The following is a 20,495-nucleotide window of genomic DNA, read 5'->3' as shown; positions in this document are numbered from 1 at the left end:
ATTGAACGCAAAAATACCGTAATACTTTATGTTTACCAATTTCTAATTAGTTATCTCACCTCTTAAACTTGTTTCAAAACAATCTTTAAACATCAAATCATCCTCGATGTAGGCAAGTAAATACATCATTTTGGCTAGAGCTGCTTCAGTAGTTAGATCTTTACCACTTATCATGCCCATTTCCTTCAAAGCACGACTTGTTTCATACTTACCCATATCTACTGATCCACCACGACACTGTGTTACATTTACAACACGAATATCTTTTGACAAACAATCTTTCATTGCATCAATAAACCATGATTTAGTAGGAGCGTTGCCACTTCCATAAGTTTCGAGGATAATACCTTTTAAATTTGGAATATTACATATGGCTTGCACGGTGGTCTCTGTAATGCCAGGAAATAATTTGAGTACAACGACATCGGCTATCATTTGTGGTCGATAGTGCATTCTATCATCACTACGAGGTATAACTCTATGTACTTGAACCTCTCGGTTTTTGTATCCTTTCCATAAAAGATCTTCATCAACATTTAAATGCACACCACTTATAGCGAGAGGCGGAAAATTAGGCGAACTGAAGGCTTCAAAATGTTCTGCATTCATTTTTGCGGTACGATTTGCTCTGTAAAGCTGATATTCAAAGTAAATGCAAACTTCCCTTATTAAGGGCTTCTTTTTCTTGCGTAATGTAGCTATCTGTATGCTTGTAATTAAGTTTTCTTTTGCATCAGTTCTTAAATCGCCTATAGGTAGTTGAGATCCTGTTAGGATAACGGGTTTTGTCAAGTTTTCAAACATAAAACTAAGTGCACTGCCTGTGAACGACATGGTGTCGCTGCCGTGTAAAACAACAAACCCATCATAATTGTCGTAGCGATCATAAATCATGTCACCTATCAAGCGCCATTCTTCCGTATTCATATCAGAACTATCGATAGGTGTTTCAAAAGAAATGGTTTCTATTGTACAGTCTAGTTGTTTAAGCTCTGGAATGTGGTATAGAAGTTTGTCAAAATCAAATGCTTTTAAAGCACCTGTTTTAATGTCCTTCATCATTCCAATTGTTCCACCTGTGTAGATAAGCAGGATATTTGGTTTCATTATTCTGCGTTTAGGAGTTCTTTGTTAGTTACAGGTTGGGCATACATTTTCAAAAAGCTAGTCACAGTCATTTGATCTTCTACATCAACACGTAGTCTCAATCGTCTCTCAAATTGAGCCATATCATGCTCACTATAATGTTTGCTGTATTTTCTAGAAACATGTAATAAATCGTGTGCCACATAATTAGTTGGCCACAAATGATAATTACGTTGTATTGTGGTGTCTAATTGGTCAACAACACGTTGTAAAGTTTTGTTTGTTTTTTCACCATCTATTTTTACTATTTCCAATGGTTTTGAAGCGTGTATATGAATATGTTTCTTTTGTCCTAGTGCACCATACATGATACTGTTAAAATCTTCGTTTTCAGACTTTACGTATTCTTGATCTGCGGCTTTGGCAAGCAATTCAGGTACTTTTAAGGCGTCAGTAGGGTCATACTCATAAGAAATAGAAACGGGTACTATTTTTAAATCGTTCAAATAGTTTGCAATGTCTTTTTTACCAGCAGCCAGTGCTATCATTTTAAGAACACCTTGCTCCGTATGATCATTTCCATCTTTCGTTCGACCTTGTCTTTGAGCGATCCATACACTGCGATTTTCTTCCTTTAATAGGTGAAAGATGTAATCGCTAAGTTTAATACTGCTAAGTAATGTCTCTCTAGGTGATCCACCTCTTCTTACTATAAAATTACGAGTAAGTTTACTTAACATGTTTACAAACGGGCGCTGTACTAAATTATCACCTATAGCACTTGCTGTTCTTATTAAATTCTTTTCAAATAAAATAAGATTGAGCAACGAGGTATCTAGTACGATGTCTCTATGGTTTGATATATATAAATAGGATGTATTAGTATCTAGTTCGTCAAAACCACTACTAGTCATACCAGCACTTGTGGTGTCGATTACACGCTTTACCGTTTTACTGATAACTTCTCTTTGAAACTCATTTATAGACGTACATCTAGTTACGATATCCTTAATTTCATCGTCGGATTTATTGGGAAATGTATATTGAAATAAGGTTTTGATCATAGGATGCCTCACTGCACTTTGTAAGACAGTTTGCACTTCATCATCCTTAAAAAATCGTATGTCGTCGTAAACTTCCATTCTAGTCGCAAATGTACTTATATCCCAAAAATTCTTTTACTATTATCCGTAGTGATTCTTGCGATTTCTTCCACACTAACATTGTAAATCAATGAAATTTTATCCGCAACAAGTTTAGTATAAGCACTTTCATTGCGCTTTCCTCTGTAAGGCACAGGAGCAAGGTAAGGAGCATCGGTTTCTAGCACGATGTGATCTAGGTCAATCTTATTTAAAAATTGATCAATTTTACCATTTTTAAATGTAGCAACGCCACCTATTCCCAGGTGTAAATTTAGGTCCACAGCTTGTTTTGCATGATCAATCGTTCCCGTAAAACAATGAAAAATTCCTTTTAAAGAAGTGTTTCTATAGTCCTCTAAAACTTCAAAAACTTCATCAAACGCATCTCTACAATGAATAGCAATGGGTAAGTCACGGTCCAATGACCATTTGATTTGAGTGTGAAATGCTTCTAGTTGTTCTTTTTTAAAGGACTTGTCCCAGTATAAATCAACACCTATTTCTCCAATAGCGACATACTCATGTTGTTCTAACATTTGAGAAACATGCTTTAGCTCATCTTTATAATTTTCCTTTACGTGCGTAGGGTGCAAACCGCACATTAAAAACACTTCGCTAGGATAATTTGCTTTTAATTGTAACATGCGATCTGTATACTCAGAATCAATTGCTGGTACAAAAAATCGTTGAACTCCTGCCGCCTTGGCACGCGAGATCATTTCATCTCTATCTTCATCAAAGGCCTCGCTGTATAAATGAGTGTGCGTATCAGTTAAAATCATACTGCAAAAATAAGGCTTGTTGTAGGTATGCTTTCGCGAAAGCGGAATATCTTTAAACCCAGATTCAAAGAATATGAAATCATTAAAAAAATGGCTCGTCAGTCAAGGTTATACGGCACATCCAATACGATTGTCTAAAAAAAGCGGTCACATTGTAACCAAAGCTGTGTTAAATGGATATCAGGGCAGATTTATTATTGATACTGGAGCTAGCGCAACTTGTGTAAATCAAGATTTGTATAAAGAGTTTCAATTGAATACAGAATTTATGGATAAAGCAATAGGTACCGCGAGTGGTTCCTTGCGTCCAAGAATAGCTCATCATAATGTACTAGAACTGGGTGATTGGGAAGATCAAGATGTGACGGTTTTATCAATGGATATGACCTTTATTAATACCGCGCTTAAAAGTGAACGAATGCATTCTATCCAGGGATTGTTAGGTGCAGACTTTTTGATAAGTTCACAGGCGATTATTGATTATAAAGGAAAATATATTTACATGAAGTGATAGATGAAAGTAAGGCGTATAAAAAAAGCTGCTCCACGAGCAGCTTTTTTTATGAGTGTTTCTAATTAGTTTTAATATTGTACATCAAAACTTCCATTGTCAATTACAATTCCACCAGTAGTAGTGTAATTAAATGTACCTGTAATTGAATTGTTTGCTGTATCATGAGTTAGAATTTCAATTGTCCCGCTTTGAGCAGTCTCACCAGAAGTACCTTGAGCATATAATCCTGTAGCATCCGTTGGGAATGAATAAACTCCTGGAACGATAGTATCAGGAAATGAAATAGATAAGCTTATGTTTTGGTTACTAGCAAATATTAGAATCGTACCAGATGAAACATTAGGCGATACAAGTGATGGATTAAGAGCTTGTCCATCTACATCGGCAGCAAAAGAATTTGTTGTATTGCCATTTCCTGGGTTAATGGTTCCTCCTAATGGGACTTCAAAAATCACACCTTTTCTCATGTAAAGCGAGTCGGAAGCATTTGCAGTGTAGGTGACAAAATCGAAGGTTCCAGATACAAAACCTGAATTAGAACTAGAGGTGATCGTAACTTCACCACGGCCATCATTTGCGTTGCTAGAAAAAGATTGAGAGTTGTTAAAAACGTAAGTTGCCTCACTAGAAGCGCCTTGACCTAGGATGTAGGTTCCAGGACTACTGTCGTCTAGAGAAATTGTTAAAGATTCTAATTGATTAGTTCCTTGAATAATCAGTCTTCCATCGATGTCGATTGAAGCAGCCATATCCTGCGCTTTGAAAAATTCTCCATTACGCACAGCTTGGATTGCAGGGCTGTTATCTTCATCTAGATTTTTTTCACATCCTACAATGGCAATCAAAGTAAGGACAGCTACAATTAGTTTTTTCATCAGTAATTTCATTAAGTTTGGGGTAAATGTAAGGATTTAATAAGAATTAAATCTTTATATATGATGCTCATTATTAAAATAATGGTACTTTTGCAGCCTTAAATTAATAAAAAGGGACGTGTTCCCGCAAACTTTAATGTTATGCCTGTAAAAATCAGATTACAAAGACACGGTAAAAAAGGAAAGCCTTTTTACTGGATCGTAGCAGCAGATGCTCGCGCAAAGAGAGATGGTAGATTCCTTGAAAAAATAGGAACTTACAATCCTAACACTAACCCTGCAACTATCAACCTAGATGTAGATGGTGCTGTACAATGGTTAGAGAATGGTGCGCAGCCTACTGATACAGCTCGTGCTCTTTTAAGCTACAAAGGTGCGTTACTTAAAAAGCACCTTAAAGGTGGTGTGAAAAAAGGTGCGATCACTGAAGAACAAGCTGAAGAAAAATTCCAAGCTTGGGTTTCTGAAAAAGAAGCAAAAATTGCAAACAAAGCTGCTGGCCTTAAGGCTGATGCAGATAAAATTGCAGCTGAAGCTCTAGAAGCAGAAAAAGCAGTAAACGAAGCTCGTATCGCAGCAAATGCTCCAGAACCAGAAGTGGAAGAGCCAGCTGCAGCTAGCGAAGACGCAACAGGAGAAGAAGAGTAAATCGATATATCATGCGTAAAAAAGACTGTTTTTACGTAGGTACGATCGTAAACAAATTTAGTTTTAAAGGTGAAATCCTTGTCAAATTAGACACTGATGAACCGGATCTTTTTCTTGAAATGGAATCAGTTTTTGTCGAAGTAGGCAAAAACTTGATTCCATTTTTTATTGAACGCAGTCAACTACACAAATCTGCATTACTGCGTATCAAATTTGAAGATGTAGACGATGAACCTACGGCAGATTCCTTGCTTCAAAAGGATCTGTATTTGCCTCTTACTGCATTACCACCGCTTACAGGTAATAAATTTTACTACCATGAAATCATAGGTTTTACAATTGTTGATTCTAATTATGGCGAGGTGGGAATTGTAGATGGTGTTAACGATACAACCTCACAAGCTCTTTTTGAAATAAAGCAAGGTGAGAAAGAAATTCTTATACCAGTTCACGACGAGTTTATTTTAAATGTAGACCGTGACAACAAACAAATTTTAGTACAAACACCACCAGGTTTAATTGAGTTGTATTTAGAGTAATGAGTACGTTCTCTTTTAAACAGTTTGACATCGTTCAAGATAAGGTTGCTCAAAAGGTTGGTACCGACGGTGTTCTTTTAGGAGCATGGTGTAGTCTTGATAAGCAACCACACAAAATATTAGACATAGGATCAGGAACAGGGCTCATTTCTTTAATGTGTGCTCAACGGTTTCCACAAGCGTTTATTGAGTCTATAGAGATCGATCACGATGCCTTTGAGCAAACTGCATCCAACTTTGAATCTAGCAAGTTTAAAGACCAGCTATATGCATATCATGCTAGCTTTCAAGAGTTTTATGATGAGGTTGATGAGCGCTATGATTTTATGGTGAGTAATCCACCATTTTATAATGCTCAGTCAATTAAGTCTGATGATCAAATAGAGAGTCGTAGGCAACAAGCAAGATTTGACGATGCTTTACCTTTTGAAGAGCTTTTCTATGGAGTTTATAAGCTTCTTGCTATCGATGGTACTTTTGCACTTGTATTTCCTGTAGAAAGAGAAGAACGAGTTCTTGAAATTGCCGATTACTTCACTATGATGCCTACACGTAAAATGTACGTACGTGGAACTGTGGATAGTTCTGTTAAAAGAGTGTTTATGGAATTACGCTTTCGCGAAAGCGTAATAAAATCCAATCAAGAACTAGTTACCCAGCATATGGTAATTGAACATTCTAGGCATGAGTATACCGATGAGTATATCGCACTTACAAAGGACTTTTATTTAAAAATGTAATCCTTATCATTTTTCTGGGCAATAAGTGAGCATTCTCTTATTTTTACGACCAATTCAAAAACTATTGGAACTACACTCAAACGATGTAGTTACTCTATACAAATTATATCTATGAAACCAGATCTATTTGAAGCACCAGATTATTACAACCTAGATGAGTTACTTACCGAGGAACACAAAATGATACGTGATGCAGCTCGTTCTTGGGTTAAACGTGATGTTTCACCTATCATTGAACAAGCAGCACAGGATGCCAAGTTTCCTGAGAGTATTATACCAGGATTAGCATCAATAGGTGCTTTTGGTCCTTATATTCCAGAAGAATATGGTGGCGCAGGATTGGACCAAATCTCTTATGGTTTGATCATGCAAGAAATTGAACGAGGTGACAGTGGTGTGCGCAGTACAGCATCAGTCCAGTCATCGCTAGTAATGTATCCTATATGGAAATACGGTAGTGAAGAACATAGAAAAAAGTTTTTACCTAAACTAGCAAGTGGTGAATTTATGGGGTCATTCGGTCTTACTGAACCGGACCACGGTAGTAATCCAGGAGGAATGACTACTAATTTTAAAGATGCTGGAGATGGAGAAAATATTATTTTAAATGGAGCCAAGTTATGGATATCAAACAGCCCGTTTTGTGATGTGGCAGTGGTTTGGGCAAAGAATGAAGAAGGTCGTATCCATGGAGTTATTGTAGAAAGAGGCATGGAAGGTTTCTCTACTCCAGAGACTCATAACAAATGGTCTTTGAGAGCAAGTGCTACAGGTGAGTTGATTTTTCAGGATGTAAAAGTTCCAAAAAGTAATATTTTACCAGGTCGCTCTGGTCTAGGTGCTCCTCTTAGTTGTTTAGATAGTGCTCGTTTTGGTATTGCATGGGGTGCTATAGGTGCTGCAATGGATTGCTATGATACAGCGCTTAGATATGCAAAAGAACGTATCCAATTTGGGAAACCAATTGCAGCTTTTCAATTACAGCAAAAGAAACTTGCCGAAATGATTACTGAGATTACCAAGGCACAACTACTAGCATGGAGATTAGGAGTATTGCGTGAAGAAGGAAAGGCAACGAGCGCTCAAATTTCTATGGCAAAGCGTAATAATGTTGAAATGGCTGTTAAGATTGCTCGTGAGGCTCGACAAATTTTGGGAGGAATGGGAATAACAGGTGAATATAGTATCATGAGACATATGATGAATCTAGAAAGTGTTATTACTTATGAAGGAACTCACGATATTCATTTGTTGATCACCGGACTTGATATTACTGGAGAAAATGCTTTTAAATAGGTAATCGTTAAATAAATTATAGAGGCTGCCTACAACAATGGGTAGCCTTTTATTTTTGCACAAATTGAGCTATGAATACAACTATAATTGAATCTAGAATTAGTGACAATCGTAAAAGATTGTTGAGTCATCCTTTATACAATGCTATTTCTAATTTAGGAGATTTACAGGTTTTTACATCTCATCATGTTTTTGCTGTTTGGGATTTTATGTCTTTGCTCAAGGCTCTGCAAAGAGAACTTACCTGTACAACTACTCCGTGGTTTCCTAAAGGTAGTAATGATACTAGATATTTAATTAATGAAATTGTTCTGGCTGAAGAATCTGATCTAGATCAAGATGGTAATAGATTGAGTCATTTTGAAATGTATTTAAATGCCATGGAAGGACTAGATGTTAATACAGATTTGATAGTAAATCAAATTGTAACGATTTCTAACCATAATAATCCTATTGAACAAATTTCAAAAACGGACATACCGGATTTTGTCAAAAGATTTTTGACCTTCACATTTGAAATTATTGAGCGTAATCAACCTCACGAAATTGCTGCTGCATTTACTTATGGCCGTGAAGATTTAATTCCTGAAATGTTTACAGAAATTCTTAAAGGAATGCGAGTAGAAGAAGGAGTAGATCTTACTGCTATACGATATTATTTTGATAGACACATTGAGTTAGATGGTGATGAGCACGGCCCAATGGCTCATAAAATGGTGGCTCTTTTGTGTGGCGATGATAGTGTTAAATGGGAACAAGCAGCACATGTCGCAAATGAATCCTTACAAAAACGTATTGAGTTATTTGATGGTATTTATGCAGCTATTGGGGTTCCAGAATTAGTCTAGTTGCTTAACAATTAGCAGTATTTAACTTATAAAAATATAGAGTAATTAATGAAATAGATATTTTTGAAGAATTAATCAATCAAATTAACGATATGAAAACTTTAAAAATTTTATTTCTGTCTTTACTGACAATTGCAACCATATCATGTGGTGATGATGATGGACCAGAAAATTTACCGGTAAATGCCGAGAATATTGCTGGAACTTATTCCTTGACTTTTTTTAGATCTCAAGAAACCTACAATGAAACGGTAAATGGTAGTACAGTAACAAGGGTATACCTAGAAGAAGGTACTGCCTTTAACAACGCTATTTTTGTATTTAATTCTAATGGTACTTACACAAGCTCTGGTACTTATACTTATGATTATGAAGAGCAAGTAAATGGTGTAGTAGTAGATACTGATACGGATATTGATTCCTTAACCAGTTCTGGGACTTATTCTGTAGTTGGAAATTCAATTTACTTGTCTGATGCAGATGAGACTTTTGAAGTGCAAACACTCACAAGTTCAAACATGACACTTTCACTTGATGAAGTGGACGGTGATTCCTCTTATGAGTTGGAAATACGCTTTACTAAGCAATAGAGAACATTCAAGTTGTTATATAAAAAAGGCGCTTCATAACGATGAAGCGCCTTTTTTTTGATATTATATGAAAGTTATAAAGTATCTCGCGATTCTTCTTTTTCTGCGATTCCAGAAATATCTTCAACTTTCTCTATTTGTGGTGCGTGTTTTTTGATGGTAAGTTCAACACCAGATTTTAAAGTCATTTGATTTACGTGACAACCTACACAAGTTCCCAATAATCTAACAATAACATGTTTGTCGTCTTTTATCTCAACCAGTTCAATATCTCCATTATCTCTTTGTAGAAATGGTCGGATTTCCTCTAATCCAGCTTCAACTGCTGCTTGTAATGCTGCTCCTGTCATTATTGCTTTTGTTTGTTCACCGGACTACATCCAGCCATAGTAGTTATTTTAATAGCTTGAGTAGGTGGTAAGTTTTCATTTCGTTTAACTGTTTCTTCAACTACATTACGAGTAATATCAATAAATGCTTGTTCAACAAGAGTATCTTCTTGCATGGCTGCAGGTCTACCTACATCACCGGCTTCTCTTATCGTTTGCATTAATGGTAATTCTCCTAAAAATCTTACTTGTAAATCTTCTGCAAGATTACGTGCTCCATCCTTTCCAAAGATATGATATTTATTTTCAGGTAATTCAGGCGGAGTGAAATAAGCCATGTTTTCTATAATTCCTAGAACAGGAACGTTGATACTTTCTTGTTGGAACATAGCAACACCCTTGCGAGCATCTGCCAATGCTACATTTTGAGGAGTTGATACTACTACTGCACCCGTTAAAGGTAGTGATTGCATTATGCTTAAATGAATATCACCAGTACCTGGAGGAAGGTCAACTAGTAAAAAATCCAATTCTCCCCATGCAGCGTCAAAAATCATTTGATTAAGAGCCTTTGCTGCCATAGGGCCACGCCATACTACTGCTTGGTCTGGTTGCGTAAAAAAGCCGATGGACAGTACCTTTACACCATAACTTTCCACTGGTTTCATTTTGGATTTCCCATCCACGTTAACAGAAAGTGGTTTTTCATTAATCACATCAAACATTATCGTGGCACTAGGACCGTAGATATCGGCATCTAATAATCCGACATTAAATCCCATTTTTGCCAATGAAACAGCAAGGTTTGCTGTTACAGTAGATTTTCCTACACCACCTTTACCACTTGCTACTGCTATGATATTATCAATTCCTGGTATAGGTTTTCCTTTAATTTGAGGAGCTTTATTTTCTTGAACTGGTGCTTCAACCTTTAAATTAACTTTCACTTGAGCTTTTTGATAAACCTCTTTGTGAATAGCTTGTAGAATGGAAACTTCAGTTTTCTTTTTTGCTTGTAAGCTAGGATTGTTTATAGTAACATCAACCACTACCTCTTCTCCAAATACTATAACGTTTTTAATAGCTCCACTTTCTACCATATTCTGTCCTTCACCAGGAACTGATATAGTTTCAAGAGCCTTGAGAACATCTTTTTTCTCTATTTTCATGGGTTTCACTTAATCTGATTACAAAGATACAACCTAGTGACTTTAAAAAGCAGAAACTGTATAAAAGGATAGAGCGGTGTGATAAGATTTAATTATACCTATAAAATAAAAAGCGAGCCTTTTAAGGCTCGCTTTTTTAGATACTATAAAAGATATTTTTAAACAGTCATGATTTCTTTCTCTTTAACCACGATCATTTCATCAATTTTGGCAACATACTTATCAGTAAGAGCCTGAACTTCTTGTTCTGCATTTTTAAGTTCATCTTCTGATAAATCAAGTTTTCTTAAATCATTAAGAGCATTTTTACGGTCATTACGTACACCTACTTTTGAATCTTCTCCTTCTGCCTTAGCTTGTTTTGCAAGTTGACGACGACGTTCTTCTGTCAAAGCAGGAACATTAATGATTATACTCTCACCATTATTCATAGGATTCAATCCTAAGTTTGCAATCATGATACCTTTCTCGATTTCTGGAATCATTGCTTTTTCCCATGGCTGTACACTTATTGTACGCGCATCGGGAGTACTTACATTTGCAACCTGGGTAAGTGGCGTTTGACTACCGTAATAGTCTACAGTCACGCTTCCTAACATAGCAGGACTAGCCTTACCAGCTCGTATGTTAAGTAATTCTTTTTCTAAGTGCTTGATAGCACCATCCATAGCTTCTTTAGCTGTATCTAAAATAAAAGTTGATTCTTCGTTCATGATGTCAATTTATTGAGCACTTGTACAAATATATTGCCGTTTTCAATTATTGTACTCTTGTTCCTATTTTTTCTCCATTTAAAAGCTTTACTAAATTACCGTTTGTATTCATATCAAATACAATTATTGGTAATTTATTTTCTTGACTTAAAGTAAACGCGGTTGTATCCATTACTTTCAGACCTTTATTAAGGACCTCTTCAAAGCTTATTAAGTCAAATTTAGTGGCGCTAGTGTCTTTTTCTGGATCTGCAGTGTAAATTCCATCAACTCTTGTTCCTTTAAGTATTACATCGGCTTCAATTTCAATAGCTCGTAGTACGGCAGCACTATCTGTTGTGAAATAGGGATTACCAGTACCACCACCAAAAATTACGACACGTCCTTTTTCTAAATGACGTATTGCCTTGCGACGTATAAAAGGTTCTGCCACCTCATTAATTTTAATTGCAGTTTGCAGTCTAGTAGGTATTCCTGCATCTTCACAAGCGCTTTGTAAGGCTAGTCCATTAATAACTGTTGCCAGCATTCCCATATGATCGCCTTGCACGCGATCCATTCCTGCGCTTGCACCTGCCACACCTCTAAAAATATTACCGCCACCAATTACAATGGCTACCTCTATACCCATATCAGTGACTTTTTTAATTTCTTGGGCATATTCTGCAAGACGTTTTGGGTCTATACCGTACTGGCGATCTCCCATTAACGCTTCTCCTGATAGTTTGAGTAATATTCTTTTGTATTCCATGGGTGTTTTTTACAAAGTTGTGCAAATATAATTGAAAGTAAATAGGAATGGAATAGGTGTGAGTTCGCTTTCGCGAAAGCGTATCTAAAAAAATTACATCAATAGTACGACTGAAGTATCTTTGCAAAAAAGTAAGGAAGATGTTTCAGTTAGGGAAAACCATAGTGTCGGACGATCTATTAGAAAAGGAATTTGTTTGTAACATAAGCGCTTGTAAAGGAATCTGCTGTGTTGCTGGTGAGGCAGGCGCGCCGCTCGAGCAAAAGGAATTGGAAATTCTTGATAACGAGTATGAAAATATCAAACCCTTTTTAAATGATAAAGGTAGGGCTGCAATAGAGGAACAAGGTACCTGGATCGAGCGTGAGAATGGTGAACTGGAAACGCCCTTAGTAAATGGTGCCGAGTGTGCTTATACCATTTTTAATGAGGATGGAACTGCAAAATGTGGTATCGAGGCAGCCTATCATGCTGGTAAAACACCTTTTTACAAACCTATTTCTTGTCATTTGTATCCTGTGCGTATACAAGAATACACCGACTTTAGCGCGGTGAATTACCACAAATGGGAAATTTGTAATGATGCTTGCGAGCTGGGTAAAGAATTGTCGGTTCCAGTTTATAAATTTTTGAAGGATTCGTTGATACGAAAATTTGGTGCTCAATGGTATGAAGAGTTAGAGGACATCGCACAGAACTATAAGTAGTGTTATGTTAATGCTCTGGCATTTATTTTACAGCAGGTTTAACATAATTAGTAGGTTATTGATTCTATTTCAAAAAATGATTTTAATATCCTACTAAAGCTTTGTGAAGTGACCTGTATCTAACCTATGATCGTGCTAACTTGTAGATAAATTAAAAAACAAAAGTTATGAGTTACACAGAAAAAGTTGCCAATAAGTTAAACGATTTATTAGAGAAAAACTACGACGCCGAAGCTGGCTACAAGGAAGCAAAAGACCAGGTAGATAGCAGTAGATTGAAAGATTTCTTTTCTCAACAAGCACAAGAACGATATGATTTTGGTCATGAGCTAAAATCTGAAATAAGAAGTTTTGGTCAAGAACCAGATAAAGGAACAAGTATCACTGGCGATGCTCATAGAGCATGGATGAATATAAAATCTACCTTCTCATCTGATAAGGAAGAAACTATACTTGAAGAAGCCATACGTGGAGAAAAAGCGGCTGTAGAGGAGTACAATGAAGTTCTAGCCGAAACATCGCTGCCAGTTTCCACAAGAACAATTTTAACTAAACACCGAGACAACATTCAAACTGCACTTAATCGAGTGAATGCAATGGAGAATATTGCCTAAAATATTTTTTGTTTGGTTGATGAAAAGCCCCAATTACCATTTGTAATTGGGGCTTTCTTTCTTTAAAAATATAATTGGTTATTCTGCTGCAATAACTCTTATTTTCTTTTTAACCTCTTCGGCTATTTTACGTGCCTCGTTTATATCCTTATTAACTATGGTAACGTGTCCCATTTTTCTAAAAGGTCTAGTTTGTTTTTTACCATAAATATGAGGAGTTACTCCAGGCATAGATAGAATTTCTTCAATTCCATCATAAATAACATCGCCAGTATGATTTTCTTCACCTACAAGATTTACCATTACGCTACTTATAACACTTTCTGTATCACCTAATGGAAGGTTGCAAACACATCTTATATGTTGTTCAAACTGATCGGTCATAGAGCCTTCTATGGAATAGTGACCAGAATTATGAGGTCGTGGAGCTACTTCATTCACAAGTATTTCTCCATCCTTAGTCAAAAACATTTCTACTGCGAGTAAGCCTACATGATTAAAAGCCTCACTCACTTTTAAAGCCACTTCACGTGCTTTATTAGAAATATCGTCACTAATCCTTGCCGGACACAACACGTATTCTACTTGATTAGCCTCTGGATGAAACTCCATTTCAACAACAGGATAGGTTTTCATTTCACCACTTGCATTACGTGCTACGATAACCGCAAGCTCTAGGTCAAAATCAATCATGTCCTCGTATAAACATGGTTGTTCAGGTAACTCTTTTAAATCATCTTGATTTCGAATTACTTTGACGCCTTTACCGTCGTAACCGCCTTCGGCGCTTTTCCAAATAAACGGGAATTCACGACCATGATCCATTTTTGGAGAGTCATAAGTTTCAAAAGGGCTAGTAGGAATATTTTGTGAGCGGTAAAACTCTTTCTGTCTAGATTTATTACGTATTAAATTAAGTACGCTGGCACTAGGTGAAACTGCAATGCCCTTATCTTCTAAATCTTGAAGTGCTTGTACATTGACGTTTTCAATTTCAATAGTAAGAACATCCACTTGTTCTCCCATTTCCATCACGGCATCGTAATTCATTATATCTCCTACAAAGAAAACGGTACTTCCTTCAAACGCCGGAGCCGTTTCAGCATCGTCCATTACATAGGTTTGAATGTCCCATTTGCGCGTTGTATAAAGCATCATCTTGCCCAACTGGCCACCGCCCAAAATCCCTAATCTAAAGTCTGAAGAAAAATAAGTTTGTTCCATGCTTCAAAAATAAGCACGTTCAATAGAAATTGGCTATTTTCATTATAACTATCTTTGCATAAAAGCTACGAGTTGATCAAACTACACGACCTTTATTTTAAACCCTTTATGAGCGCTAGGGAAATTGATAGCGCTGTTGATAATCTTGCCTATCAACTTAATCGTGATTTAGCAGATAAAAAGCCAATATTTCTCGGGATTCTAAATGGTAGTTTTATGGTCCTTGCAGATTTGGTGCGAAAATTTCAGCATCCTTGTGAAATAGCATTTATCAAGGCAAAAAGTTACGACGGAACACAAAGTACTGGTCAAGTAAAGTTAGAAGGATTGGATTTAGATTTATCCAATAGGACAGTCGTGGTAGTAGAAGACATAGTAGATACCGGGCTTACTGTGGTTACGCTTTCGCGAAAGCTAACACAACTAAATCCCAAAGAACTACTAGTAGCTACCTTGTTTTTAAAACCTGATGTTTACAAACAAGAACTTAAAATAGACTACGTAGGTCTTAATATTGAAAACAAATTTGTCGTAGGATACGGCATGGATTATAATAATTTGGGGAGAGAATTACCCCAGCTTTACGTACAAACTAATAAAATGAAAAACATCGTATTATTCGGTCCTCCTGGTGCTGGAAAAGGAACTCAAGCAGAACGTTTAAAGGAAAAATACAACCTCGTTCATATTTCTACAGGAGACGTTTTTAGATACAACATCAAAAATGCAACAGAACTAGGTACCCTTGCAAAATCTTATATAGATAAAGGAGATTTGGTTCCTGATGAGGTAACGATCAAAATGCTTAAAGCCGAAGTCGAAAAAAATCCTCAAGCCGAAGGTTTTATTTTTGATGGGTTTCCTAGAACAAACGCTCAAGCCGAGGCACTTGATAACTTATTGCAGTCCATGGATACTGAGGTAAGCGGTATGGTTGCACTAGAGGTAGAAGATGAAATTTTAGTCGAGCGTTTACTTGAAAGAGGAAAAACAAGCGGTCGTGCCGATGATGCTAATGAAGATGTTATTAGAGATCGAGTAAAAGTTTATTATAAGCAAACAGCACCACTTAAAGACTACTATGCTGCTCAAGACAAGTATTATGGAGTTGATGGAGTAGGAGCTATTGATGAAATTACACAGCGATTGAGTGTAGAGTTTGATAAGTTATAGCGGTAACCTCACTCTAAAAATGCAATAAGCATTATTTATTAAATAAGAAATTGAAAAAATGACCGAAGGAAATTTTGTAGACTATACTAAGATACACTTAGAATCTGGTCGAGGCGGAAAAGGTAGTACGCACTTGCACAGGGAAAAGTATGTAGAAAAAGGTGGTCCAGATGGTGGAGATGGTGGTCGCGGTGGTCATATAATTCTTAAGGGTAATAAAAATCTTTGGACCTTATATCACTTTAAATTCAAACGACATTTTAAAGCCGGCGCAGGAGGAAATGGTGCCAAGCAACGTCGTACTGGTGAGGACGGTCAGGATGTAACCATTGAACTTCCTATAGGGACAGTGGTTAAAAATGCTGAAACAGGCCAGGTCATTACCGAAATTCTAGATGATGGACAGGAGTTTATCATCTGTGAAGGAGGAATGGGTGGTCGTGGTAACTGGCATTTTAAAAGTTCTACCAATCAAACTCCTAGATATGCGCAGCCTGGTACCGAAGGTGAGGAACTGGATGTGATTTTTGAACTTAAAGTTCTTGCAGATATTGGATTAGTAGGATTTCCTAATGCAGGTAAATCTACTTTGTTGTCTGTTCTCACATCAGCAAAACCTAAAATTGCCAATTATGAGTTTACTACTCTTAAGCCTAATTTAGGAATTGTAGAATACCGTGATTTCAAAACTTTTGTCATAGCCGATATTCCAGGTATTATTGAAGGCGCTGCAGAAGGTAAGGGAATAGGGCATAGATTCTTAAGACATATAGAGCGTAATTCAACCTTATTATTTCTTATTCCGGCTGATGCGGATGATATCAATGCAGAATATGATGTACTAGTAAATGAGTTGAAAAAATACAATCCAGAATTATTAGATAAAGAGCGCTTTATTTGTATATCAAAATCTGATATGCTAGATGATGAACTTATGACAGAAATGAGGGAATCACTAGATGATCAAGGAGCTTTTCAAGGAAGGCCTTATATGTTTATTTCTAGCGCTACACATTACAACCTAACCGAGTTAAAGGATCAATTATGGAGCATGCTCAACAAATCTGCCGAATAAGTTTTTGTTCATTATTTCTTATTCTTTTCTTTTCTATTGAGCTCACAGCTCAAGAATATTTAGGAGAGTGGAGCTTTAAGGAAGTTGATACGACAGCCATTCAAGGTGTAAAACCAACAGCTGTTGAACTTAATAGATTAGCTAGGATGTTTCAAGACCTATCTTTTAAATTGAATGAAGACAATAGCTCTGTCCTTAACTTTGCTGGAAAATCGTACAACTTAACCTATGAGATTGAAGAAAATGTAATTAGGTTTAGTGATAAAAGTGGAGTATTCTATTGGAACGGTGATGAAACAGGAGTGCTAGTTTCTGGAAATGCACATCTCATCATGCATAAAGGAAAGGTAGCTAATGCTAAAGTGAATTACTCTTATATTAAAAAGTTAGAGTATGCTACCATTGAAGTTGATACGGTCAAACTTCTTAAAAAATGGAAAACTGAAGAGGTAAGAATGCGTGATCAATCACCAGAGTCTTCTAGGGAAGAGCTTCTGCTTCTTGATTTTTCATTACACTTTTTATCTCCTGAAATTGTTTCGACTAAAGTTTTGTTTATGGACGCTAAACTTAAATGGGAAACAACTGAAGATAAAGGAATTATATTGATAGAAAGTAAAAATCAATCTTTTAAAAAATGGGCTGTTTACCAACAAACTGATAACAGCTTACTAATTGAAGATTTAGAAAAAGGCCATATTTTCTATATGATAGAAGTAACTGAATAATTCCTTTAAACTCCAAACTGTTCAAAGTGGTGATTAAGGTGTTTCCATTGTAAAATTCCCCATTGTTCTTCCGTAAATGTACCAAAAACAGGATGAGGTGCTCTATTTGGATTATGTCTATCGTTATACAATTCTTGCATCCATTTCTTTAATTCTGCTTTTTGTTCTTCAAAATTAAAAGTAGCGGTTGATCGAAATGCAGGTGGAGTTGGAGCGTTTTTTTTAAAAGGTTTTGGGCTGTAAAGCATCTTCTTGAATAATAGTTTGACGACCCAATTTGATTTAAGGTTTTTATCGTTATAGCCAAGTGCAATCTTTAAAGGCTCTTGACAATGATTCATCATTTGTGCCGTCGTCATTTTACCCCATAAAGGCGGGTTGTCAGGATTAATAGAATCCAGTCTTTCAAGTAATTGATTATAGGATTGAGAATTAAAAAATGATTCCATAGCGATTATAGTTAAGGGTATAGTAAATAATTCTTACGGATTTTCAAGAATGCATTAAGGTCATTTTGCCAACTGTCTCTAATTTCCTCAGGTGTTAAGCCAGCTTGAATCTGTTCTTGCAGCTTTTTTGTTCCAGCGAGCTTGGTGAAGAAGGAGTTGAAGAATTCACTTTGGTTGGGCGCTTTCGCGTAAGCGGTAACCAAATATTCAAGATCTAGATTGCTTAATGACTTGCTCTCTTGTAAATCCATACCGTAACAAGTTTTATTTTCATGTTTTGGATATTGTGCTCCTGGATTTGATTGTGGAGTAAAGGAAAACTCGTAATCATTTTTATAATAAGGAGCTCCAAAAATTTGAAATTGTTTATCCGTACCTCTACCTACACTAACCGTTGTTCCTTCAAAAAAGCAAAGGCTAGGATATAAATTGATGGATTTGTCGTTGGGTAAATTTGGAGATGGAGCTATGGGTATTGAATACTTACTGTCATGGCTGTAATCACTCATTTTAATAATAGACAAAGGACATTGCAACTTATAATCTAACCAACCTTCACCATTGATCATTTGAGCATATTCACCAATAGTCATTCCATGTACAACTGGAATTGGATGCATGCCGACGAAACTTTGATGTTCTTTTTCTAAAATAGGTCCATCGACATAATGTCCATTAGGATTAGGCCTATCTAGAACAAATAACTTTCGATCGTTTGCTGCACAAGCTTGCATTACATAATGTAAAGTACTTATGTAGGTATAAAATCTAGCGCCTACATCTTGAATGTCAAAAATGACAAAATCCACATCGGTGATGTGTTCGTCTTTAGGTTGTTTGTTTTTTCCATAAAGCGATATAACTGGTATACCTGTTTTTGCATCAATTCCATCTTTTATGGTTGCGCCAGCATCGGCAGTTCCTCTAAACCCATGTTCTGGAGCAAACACCCTTTTTACTTTGACTCCTAGCGATAGTAATGTGTCTACAAGATGTACATAAGTGGTGTCCTGACCTTTAATTTTTTGAACTACGCTGGTTTGATTGCCTACTACAGCAACGGTTTTGTTTACAAAACCGCGACCCCAAATTCCAATACGATCTGCAGCAGGTTTGGGATAGGTAGGACTAATCGATGAGTCAACAGCGGTTTCAATCGCAGTGTCATTTATGGCAACGACTTTTTCTACCTTAGGTTTGCAGTTTGTAAACACTAGTAAAAGCAGTAAAACGCTATATTTGATTGCAGAAAAAGAGAGTTTGAATTTAGAATATTTCATAGCTAAAAGAATACAAAGTAGTACCGCTTATAAAAATAGTGTAAGTGCACCTATAATTAAAATTGCCATAGCAGCAATCGCAATAGGTGTAATCGTAATGTTAATTGCTATAGCCACTGGAGTTGGATTACAGCGAAAAATAAAGGAAAAAGTGAGTGCTTTTAATGGTCATGTTACCATTGCTTTATTTGACAGAAATAATTCTATCACAACAGTAAAACCTATAAGTATTCATCAAGACTTTTATCCTAAATTTAATGAAGCACCACAAGTAGAGCACATACAAGCTGTAGCCACTAAAGGTGCCATGATTCGTACTGAAAAGGATTTTGAAGGCATAATATTTAAAGGAATAGGGCTTGATTATAAATGGGAATACTTTAGTGATTTTATTATCTCGGGTCAAGCTCCTGCTTTAGATACTGATAAAGCATCCAAAGAAATATTGATTTCTGACGATATTGCTAGACGATTGCAACTTGAGGTAGGAGATAAAGCTCCTACATTCTTTATGAGGTCAGATAGATCTACTCCAATAGCTAAGGCGTTTGTGGTTTCAGGTATATATGACAGTGGACTAGAGGAATACGATTCTAAATTTGTTCTAGGAGATTTACGTCATATTCAAAAAATCAATAAATGGAACGAGGATGAGGTAGGTAATTTTGAAGTGTTTATTGCAGATTTTGATCAATTAGATGACGTAGGTAAACTTATACAAACTAAAACACCTTTTAACCTTAATGCAAGAACGCTTACACAGCAATTCCCAAGTATGTTCCAGTGGTTAAGTTTATTAGATTCAAATATTTATGGGATTATAGGAATCATTCTGGTTGTAGGAATTATAAATATGATAACAGCGTTATTAGTGCTTATTTTGGATCGTACTCGTATGATAGGTGTTCTTAAATCTCTAGGCGCCAGCAATTGGACCGTGCGTAAAATTTTCTTATACAATGCTATGAACCTTGTTTTACAAGGATTGATAATAGGCAATGTATTAGGAATAGGTTTAATAGCTGTTCAATATTTCTTCAGCCCGATAACTCTCGACCCACAAAATTACTACGTTACACAGGCACCTGTGTACATAAGTTGGTACCATGTCCTTTTACTAAATGCAGGAACATTTGTAGTTTGCCTGTTATCTTTATTGTTGCCTAGTTACGTCGCTAGTAAGATATCACCGGTAAAAGCCATGAGATTTGAATAAGATT

The 20,495-nt window shown here is 36.3% G+C and carries 24 protein-coding genes; 13 read left to right on the top strand and 11 right to left on the bottom strand.

Annotated elements, in window-relative coordinates:
- Positions 1-42 precede the first annotated feature (42 nt).
- From AAT17_RS05715 to AAT17_RS05705, 3 genes are read right to left on the bottom strand one after another with little or no spacing between them, the layout of a single operon-like run.
- Entirely contained in the window at positions 43-1,107 is a 1,065-nt protein-coding gene (locus tag AAT17_RS05715) for an asparaginase (protein WP_042276043.1), read from the bottom strand.
- On the bottom strand, positions 1,107-2,228 hold the full coding sequence (locus AAT17_RS05710) for a 1-acyl-sn-glycerol-3-phosphate acyltransferase (RefSeq protein ID WP_060523240.1): 1,122 nt from the start codon (positions 2,226-2,228) through the stop codon (positions 1,107-1,109). Before AAT17_RS05710 ends, AAT17_RS05715 begins: the two co-directional genes overlap by 1 nt.
- Before the next feature lie 17 nt (positions 2,229-2,245).
- Positions 2,246-3,013 (bottom strand): TatD family hydrolase, encoded by a 768-nt coding sequence (locus tag AAT17_RS05705; RefSeq protein WP_060523239.1) that lies wholly within the window; start codon positions 3,011-3,013, stop codon positions 2,246-2,248.
- A gap of 73 nt (positions 3,014-3,086) precedes the next feature.
- Here AAT17_RS05705 and AAT17_RS05700 point away from each other — a divergent pair, with 73 nt between their 5' ends.
- Positions 3,087-3,524 (top strand): retropepsin-like aspartic protease, encoded by a 438-nt coding sequence (locus AAT17_RS05700; protein ID WP_042276039.1) that lies wholly within the window; start codon positions 3,087-3,089, stop codon positions 3,522-3,524.
- Positions 3,525-3,595: 71 nt separating this feature from the next.
- On the opposite strand, the gene AAT17_RS05695 is transcribed toward AAT17_RS05700, so the two are convergent.
- A complete protein-coding gene (locus AAT17_RS05695; RefSeq protein WP_060523238.1) occupies positions 3,596-4,402 on the bottom strand; it encodes a DUF6252 family protein in 807 nt (268 codons plus the stop codon).
- Positions 4,403-4,543: 141 nt separating this feature from the next.
- Here AAT17_RS05695 and AAT17_RS05690 point away from each other — a divergent pair, with 141 nt between their 5' ends.
- The 6 genes from AAT17_RS05690 to AAT17_RS05665 all read left to right on the top strand — a co-directional run bounded on the left by AAT17_RS05690 (position 4,544) and on the right by AAT17_RS05665 (position 9,063).
- Positions 4,544-5,050: a 30S ribosomal protein S16 gene (locus AAT17_RS05690; protein WP_042277229.1), complete on the top strand. Its 507-nt coding sequence runs from the start codon at positions 4,544-4,546 to the stop codon at positions 5,048-5,050.
- Between the two features lie 11 nt (positions 5,051-5,061).
- Complete coding sequence (gene rimM, locus AAT17_RS05685) at positions 5,062-5,589, top strand: ribosome maturation factor RimM (RefSeq protein WP_060523237.1); 528 nt, start codon at positions 5,062-5,064, stop codon at positions 5,587-5,589.
- The gene (locus AAT17_RS05680; protein ID WP_060523236.1) at positions 5,589-6,329 is read left to right on the top strand and encodes a tRNA1(Val) (adenine(37)-N6)-methyltransferase; all 741 of its coding nucleotides are present in this window, start codon (positions 5,589-5,591) and stop codon (positions 6,327-6,329) included. The genes rimM and AAT17_RS05680 overlap by 1 nt, the downstream gene beginning before the upstream one ends.
- A gap of 111 nt (positions 6,330-6,440) precedes the next feature.
- On the top strand, positions 6,441-7,625 hold the full coding sequence (locus tag AAT17_RS05675; RefSeq protein WP_042276030.1) for an acyl-CoA dehydrogenase family protein: 1,185 nt from the start codon (positions 6,441-6,443) through the stop codon (positions 7,623-7,625).
- A gap of 71 nt (positions 7,626-7,696) precedes the next feature.
- Positions 7,697-8,473 carry a DUF3050 domain-containing protein gene (locus AAT17_RS05670; RefSeq protein ID WP_060523235.1) on the top strand — a complete coding sequence of 259 codons (777 nt, stop codon included), beginning with the start codon at positions 7,697-7,699 and terminating at the stop codon, positions 8,471-8,473.
- A 92-nt stretch (positions 8,474-8,565) separates the two neighbouring features.
- The gene (locus tag AAT17_RS05665) at positions 8,566-9,063 is read left to right on the top strand and encodes a hypothetical protein (RefSeq protein ID WP_060523234.1); all 498 of its coding nucleotides are present in this window, start codon (positions 8,566-8,568) and stop codon (positions 9,061-9,063) included.
- 74 nt (positions 9,064-9,137) lie between these two features.
- Here the strand turns inward: AAT17_RS05665 and AAT17_RS05660 are convergent, their stop codons facing one another.
- From AAT17_RS05660 to pyrH, 4 genes are all read right to left on the bottom strand, one after another.
- Positions 9,138-9,413 (bottom strand): NifU family protein, encoded by a 276-nt coding sequence (locus tag AAT17_RS05660; protein WP_042276023.1) that lies wholly within the window; start codon positions 9,411-9,413, stop codon positions 9,138-9,140.
- A complete protein-coding gene (locus AAT17_RS05655; RefSeq protein WP_042276021.1) occupies positions 9,413-10,561 on the bottom strand; it encodes an Mrp/NBP35 family ATP-binding protein in 1,149 nt (382 codons plus the stop codon). The genes AAT17_RS05660 and AAT17_RS05655 overlap by 1 nt, the downstream gene beginning before the upstream one ends.
- 158 nt (positions 10,562-10,719) lie before the next feature.
- On the bottom strand, positions 10,720-11,274 hold the full coding sequence (gene frr, locus AAT17_RS05650) for a ribosome recycling factor (protein WP_042276019.1): 555 nt from the start codon (positions 11,272-11,274) through the stop codon (positions 10,720-10,722).
- A 46-nt stretch (positions 11,275-11,320) separates the two neighbouring features.
- Positions 11,321-12,025 carry a UMP kinase gene (gene pyrH, locus AAT17_RS05645; protein WP_060523233.1) on the bottom strand — a complete coding sequence of 235 codons (705 nt, stop codon included), beginning with the start codon at positions 12,023-12,025 and terminating at the stop codon, positions 11,321-11,323.
- A gap of 140 nt (positions 12,026-12,165) precedes the next feature.
- Between pyrH and AAT17_RS05640 the strand changes: the two genes are divergently transcribed.
- Positions 12,166-12,732, top strand: a complete 567-nt coding sequence (locus AAT17_RS05640) for a DUF3109 family protein (protein WP_042276016.1) — start codon at positions 12,166-12,168, stop codon at positions 12,730-12,732.
- Positions 12,733-12,899: 167 nt separating this feature from the next.
- On the top strand, positions 12,900-13,346 hold the full coding sequence (locus AAT17_RS05635) for a PA2169 family four-helix-bundle protein (RefSeq protein ID WP_042276014.1): 447 nt from the start codon (positions 12,900-12,902) through the stop codon (positions 13,344-13,346).
- Positions 13,347-13,424: 78 nt separating this feature from the next.
- Here AAT17_RS05635 and AAT17_RS05630 read toward each other — a convergent pair whose 3' ends face one another.
- Entirely contained in the window at positions 13,425-14,570 is a 1,146-nt protein-coding gene (locus AAT17_RS05630) for a 5-(carboxyamino)imidazole ribonucleotide synthase (protein WP_060523232.1), read from the bottom strand.
- 72 nt (positions 14,571-14,642) lie between these two features.
- Here AAT17_RS05630 and AAT17_RS13080 point away from each other — a divergent pair, with 72 nt between their 5' ends.
- From AAT17_RS13080 to AAT17_RS05615, 3 genes are read left to right on the top strand one after another with little or no spacing between them, the layout of a single operon-like run.
- Complete coding sequence (locus AAT17_RS13080) at positions 14,643-15,743, top strand: adenylate kinase (RefSeq protein WP_082586913.1); 1,101 nt, start codon at positions 14,643-14,645, stop codon at positions 15,741-15,743.
- Positions 15,744-15,801: 58 nt separating this feature from the next.
- Positions 15,802-16,818 carry a GTPase ObgE gene (gene obgE, locus AAT17_RS05620; protein WP_042276009.1) on the top strand — a complete coding sequence of 339 codons (1,017 nt, stop codon included), beginning with the start codon at positions 15,802-15,804 and terminating at the stop codon, positions 16,816-16,818.
- A complete protein-coding gene (locus AAT17_RS05615) occupies positions 16,788-17,546 on the top strand; it encodes a hypothetical protein (protein WP_060523231.1) in 759 nt (252 codons plus the stop codon). Before obgE ends, AAT17_RS05615 begins: the two co-directional genes overlap by 31 nt.
- Positions 17,547-17,551: 5 nt before the next feature.
- Here the strand turns inward: AAT17_RS05615 and AAT17_RS05610 are convergent, their stop codons facing one another.
- Both AAT17_RS05610 and AAT17_RS05605 read right to left on the bottom strand, forming a co-directional pair.
- Positions 17,552-17,995 carry a DUF1569 domain-containing protein gene (locus AAT17_RS05610; protein WP_060523230.1) on the bottom strand — a complete coding sequence of 148 codons (444 nt, stop codon included), beginning with the start codon at positions 17,993-17,995 and terminating at the stop codon, positions 17,552-17,554.
- 11 nt (positions 17,996-18,006) lie between these two features.
- The gene (locus AAT17_RS05605; protein ID WP_060523229.1) at positions 18,007-19,275 is read right to left on the bottom strand and encodes an exo-beta-N-acetylmuramidase NamZ domain-containing protein; all 1,269 of its coding nucleotides are present in this window, start codon (positions 19,273-19,275) and stop codon (positions 18,007-18,009) included.
- Between AAT17_RS05605 and AAT17_RS05600 the strand changes: the two genes are divergently transcribed.
- Positions 19,256-20,491: an ABC transporter permease gene (locus AAT17_RS05600; RefSeq protein ID WP_042276000.1), complete on the top strand. Its 1,236-nt coding sequence runs from the start codon at positions 19,256-19,258 to the stop codon at positions 20,489-20,491. The two genes, AAT17_RS05605 and AAT17_RS05600, sit on opposite strands and share 20 nt — an antisense overlap.
- Positions 20,492-20,495: the final 4 nt, after the last annotated feature.

The sequence above is a fragment of the Nonlabens sp. MIC269 genome, assembly GCF_001430865.1.
Taxonomy (GTDB): Bacteria; Bacteroidota; Bacteroidia; order Flavobacteriales; family Flavobacteriaceae; genus Nonlabens; species Nonlabens tegetincola.
This window is presented reverse-complemented; position numbering and strand designations above follow the sequence as displayed.

Coding starts and splice junctions, on each gene's coding strand:
- AAT17_RS05675 (WP_042276030.1), top strand. CDS start 6,441: ATGAAACCAGATCTATTTGAAGCACCAGATTATTACAACCTAGATGAG.
- AAT17_RS05705 (WP_060523239.1), bottom strand. CDS start 3,013: ATGATTTTAACTGATACGCACACTCATTTATACAGCGAGGCCTTTGAT.
- AAT17_RS05710 (WP_060523240.1), bottom strand. CDS start 2,228: ATGGAAGTTTACGACGACATACGATTTTTTAAGGATGATGAAGTGCAA.
- AAT17_RS05700 (WP_042276039.1), top strand. CDS start 3,087: ATGAAATCATTAAAAAAATGGCTCGTCAGTCAAGGTTATACGGCACAT.
- AAT17_RS05615 (WP_060523231.1), top strand. CDS start 16,788: ATGGAGCATGCTCAACAAATCTGCCGAATAAGTTTTTGTTCATTATTT.
- AAT17_RS05665 (WP_060523234.1), top strand. CDS start 8,566: ATGAAAACTTTAAAAATTTTATTTCTGTCTTTACTGACAATTGCAACC.
- frr (WP_042276019.1), bottom strand. CDS start 11,274: ATGAACGAAGAATCAACTTTTATTTTAGATACAGCTAAAGAAGCTATG.
- AAT17_RS05655 (WP_042276021.1), bottom strand. CDS start 10,561: ATGAAAATAGAGAAAAAAGATGTTCTCAAGGCTCTTGAAACTATATCA.
- AAT17_RS05660 (WP_042276023.1), bottom strand. CDS start 9,413: ATGACAGGAGCAGCATTACAAGCAGCAGTTGAAGCTGGATTAGAGGAA.
- AAT17_RS05640 (WP_042276016.1), top strand. CDS start 12,166: ATGTTTCAGTTAGGGAAAACCATAGTGTCGGACGATCTATTAGAAAAG.
- AAT17_RS05630 (WP_060523232.1), bottom strand. CDS start 14,570: ATGGAACAAACTTATTTTTCTTCAGACTTTAGATTAGGGATTTTGGGC.
- AAT17_RS05680 (WP_060523236.1), top strand. CDS start 5,589: ATGAGTACGTTCTCTTTTAAACAGTTTGACATCGTTCAAGATAAGGTT.
- AAT17_RS05690 (WP_042277229.1), top strand. CDS start 4,544: ATGCCTGTAAAAATCAGATTACAAAGACACGGTAAAAAAGGAAAGCCT.
- AAT17_RS05715 (WP_042276043.1), bottom strand. CDS start 1,107: ATGAAACCAAATATCCTGCTTATCTACACAGGTGGAACAATTGGAATG.
- AAT17_RS05695 (WP_060523238.1), bottom strand. CDS start 4,402: ATGAAAAAACTAATTGTAGCTGTCCTTACTTTGATTGCCATTGTAGGA.
- AAT17_RS05605 (WP_060523229.1), bottom strand. CDS start 19,275: ATGAAATATTCTAAATTCAAACTCTCTTTTTCTGCAATCAAATATAGC.
- AAT17_RS05670 (WP_060523235.1), top strand. CDS start 7,697: ATGAATACAACTATAATTGAATCTAGAATTAGTGACAATCGTAAAAGA.
- pyrH (WP_060523233.1), bottom strand. CDS start 12,025: ATGGAATACAAAAGAATATTACTCAAACTATCAGGAGAAGCGTTAATG.
- obgE (WP_042276009.1), top strand. CDS start 15,802: ATGACCGAAGGAAATTTTGTAGACTATACTAAGATACACTTAGAATCT.
- AAT17_RS05610 (WP_060523230.1), bottom strand. CDS start 17,995: ATGGAATCATTTTTTAATTCTCAATCCTATAATCAATTACTTGAAAGA.
- AAT17_RS05635 (WP_042276014.1), top strand. CDS start 12,900: ATGAGTTACACAGAAAAAGTTGCCAATAAGTTAAACGATTTATTAGAG.
- rimM (WP_060523237.1), top strand. CDS start 5,062: ATGCGTAAAAAAGACTGTTTTTACGTAGGTACGATCGTAAACAAATTT.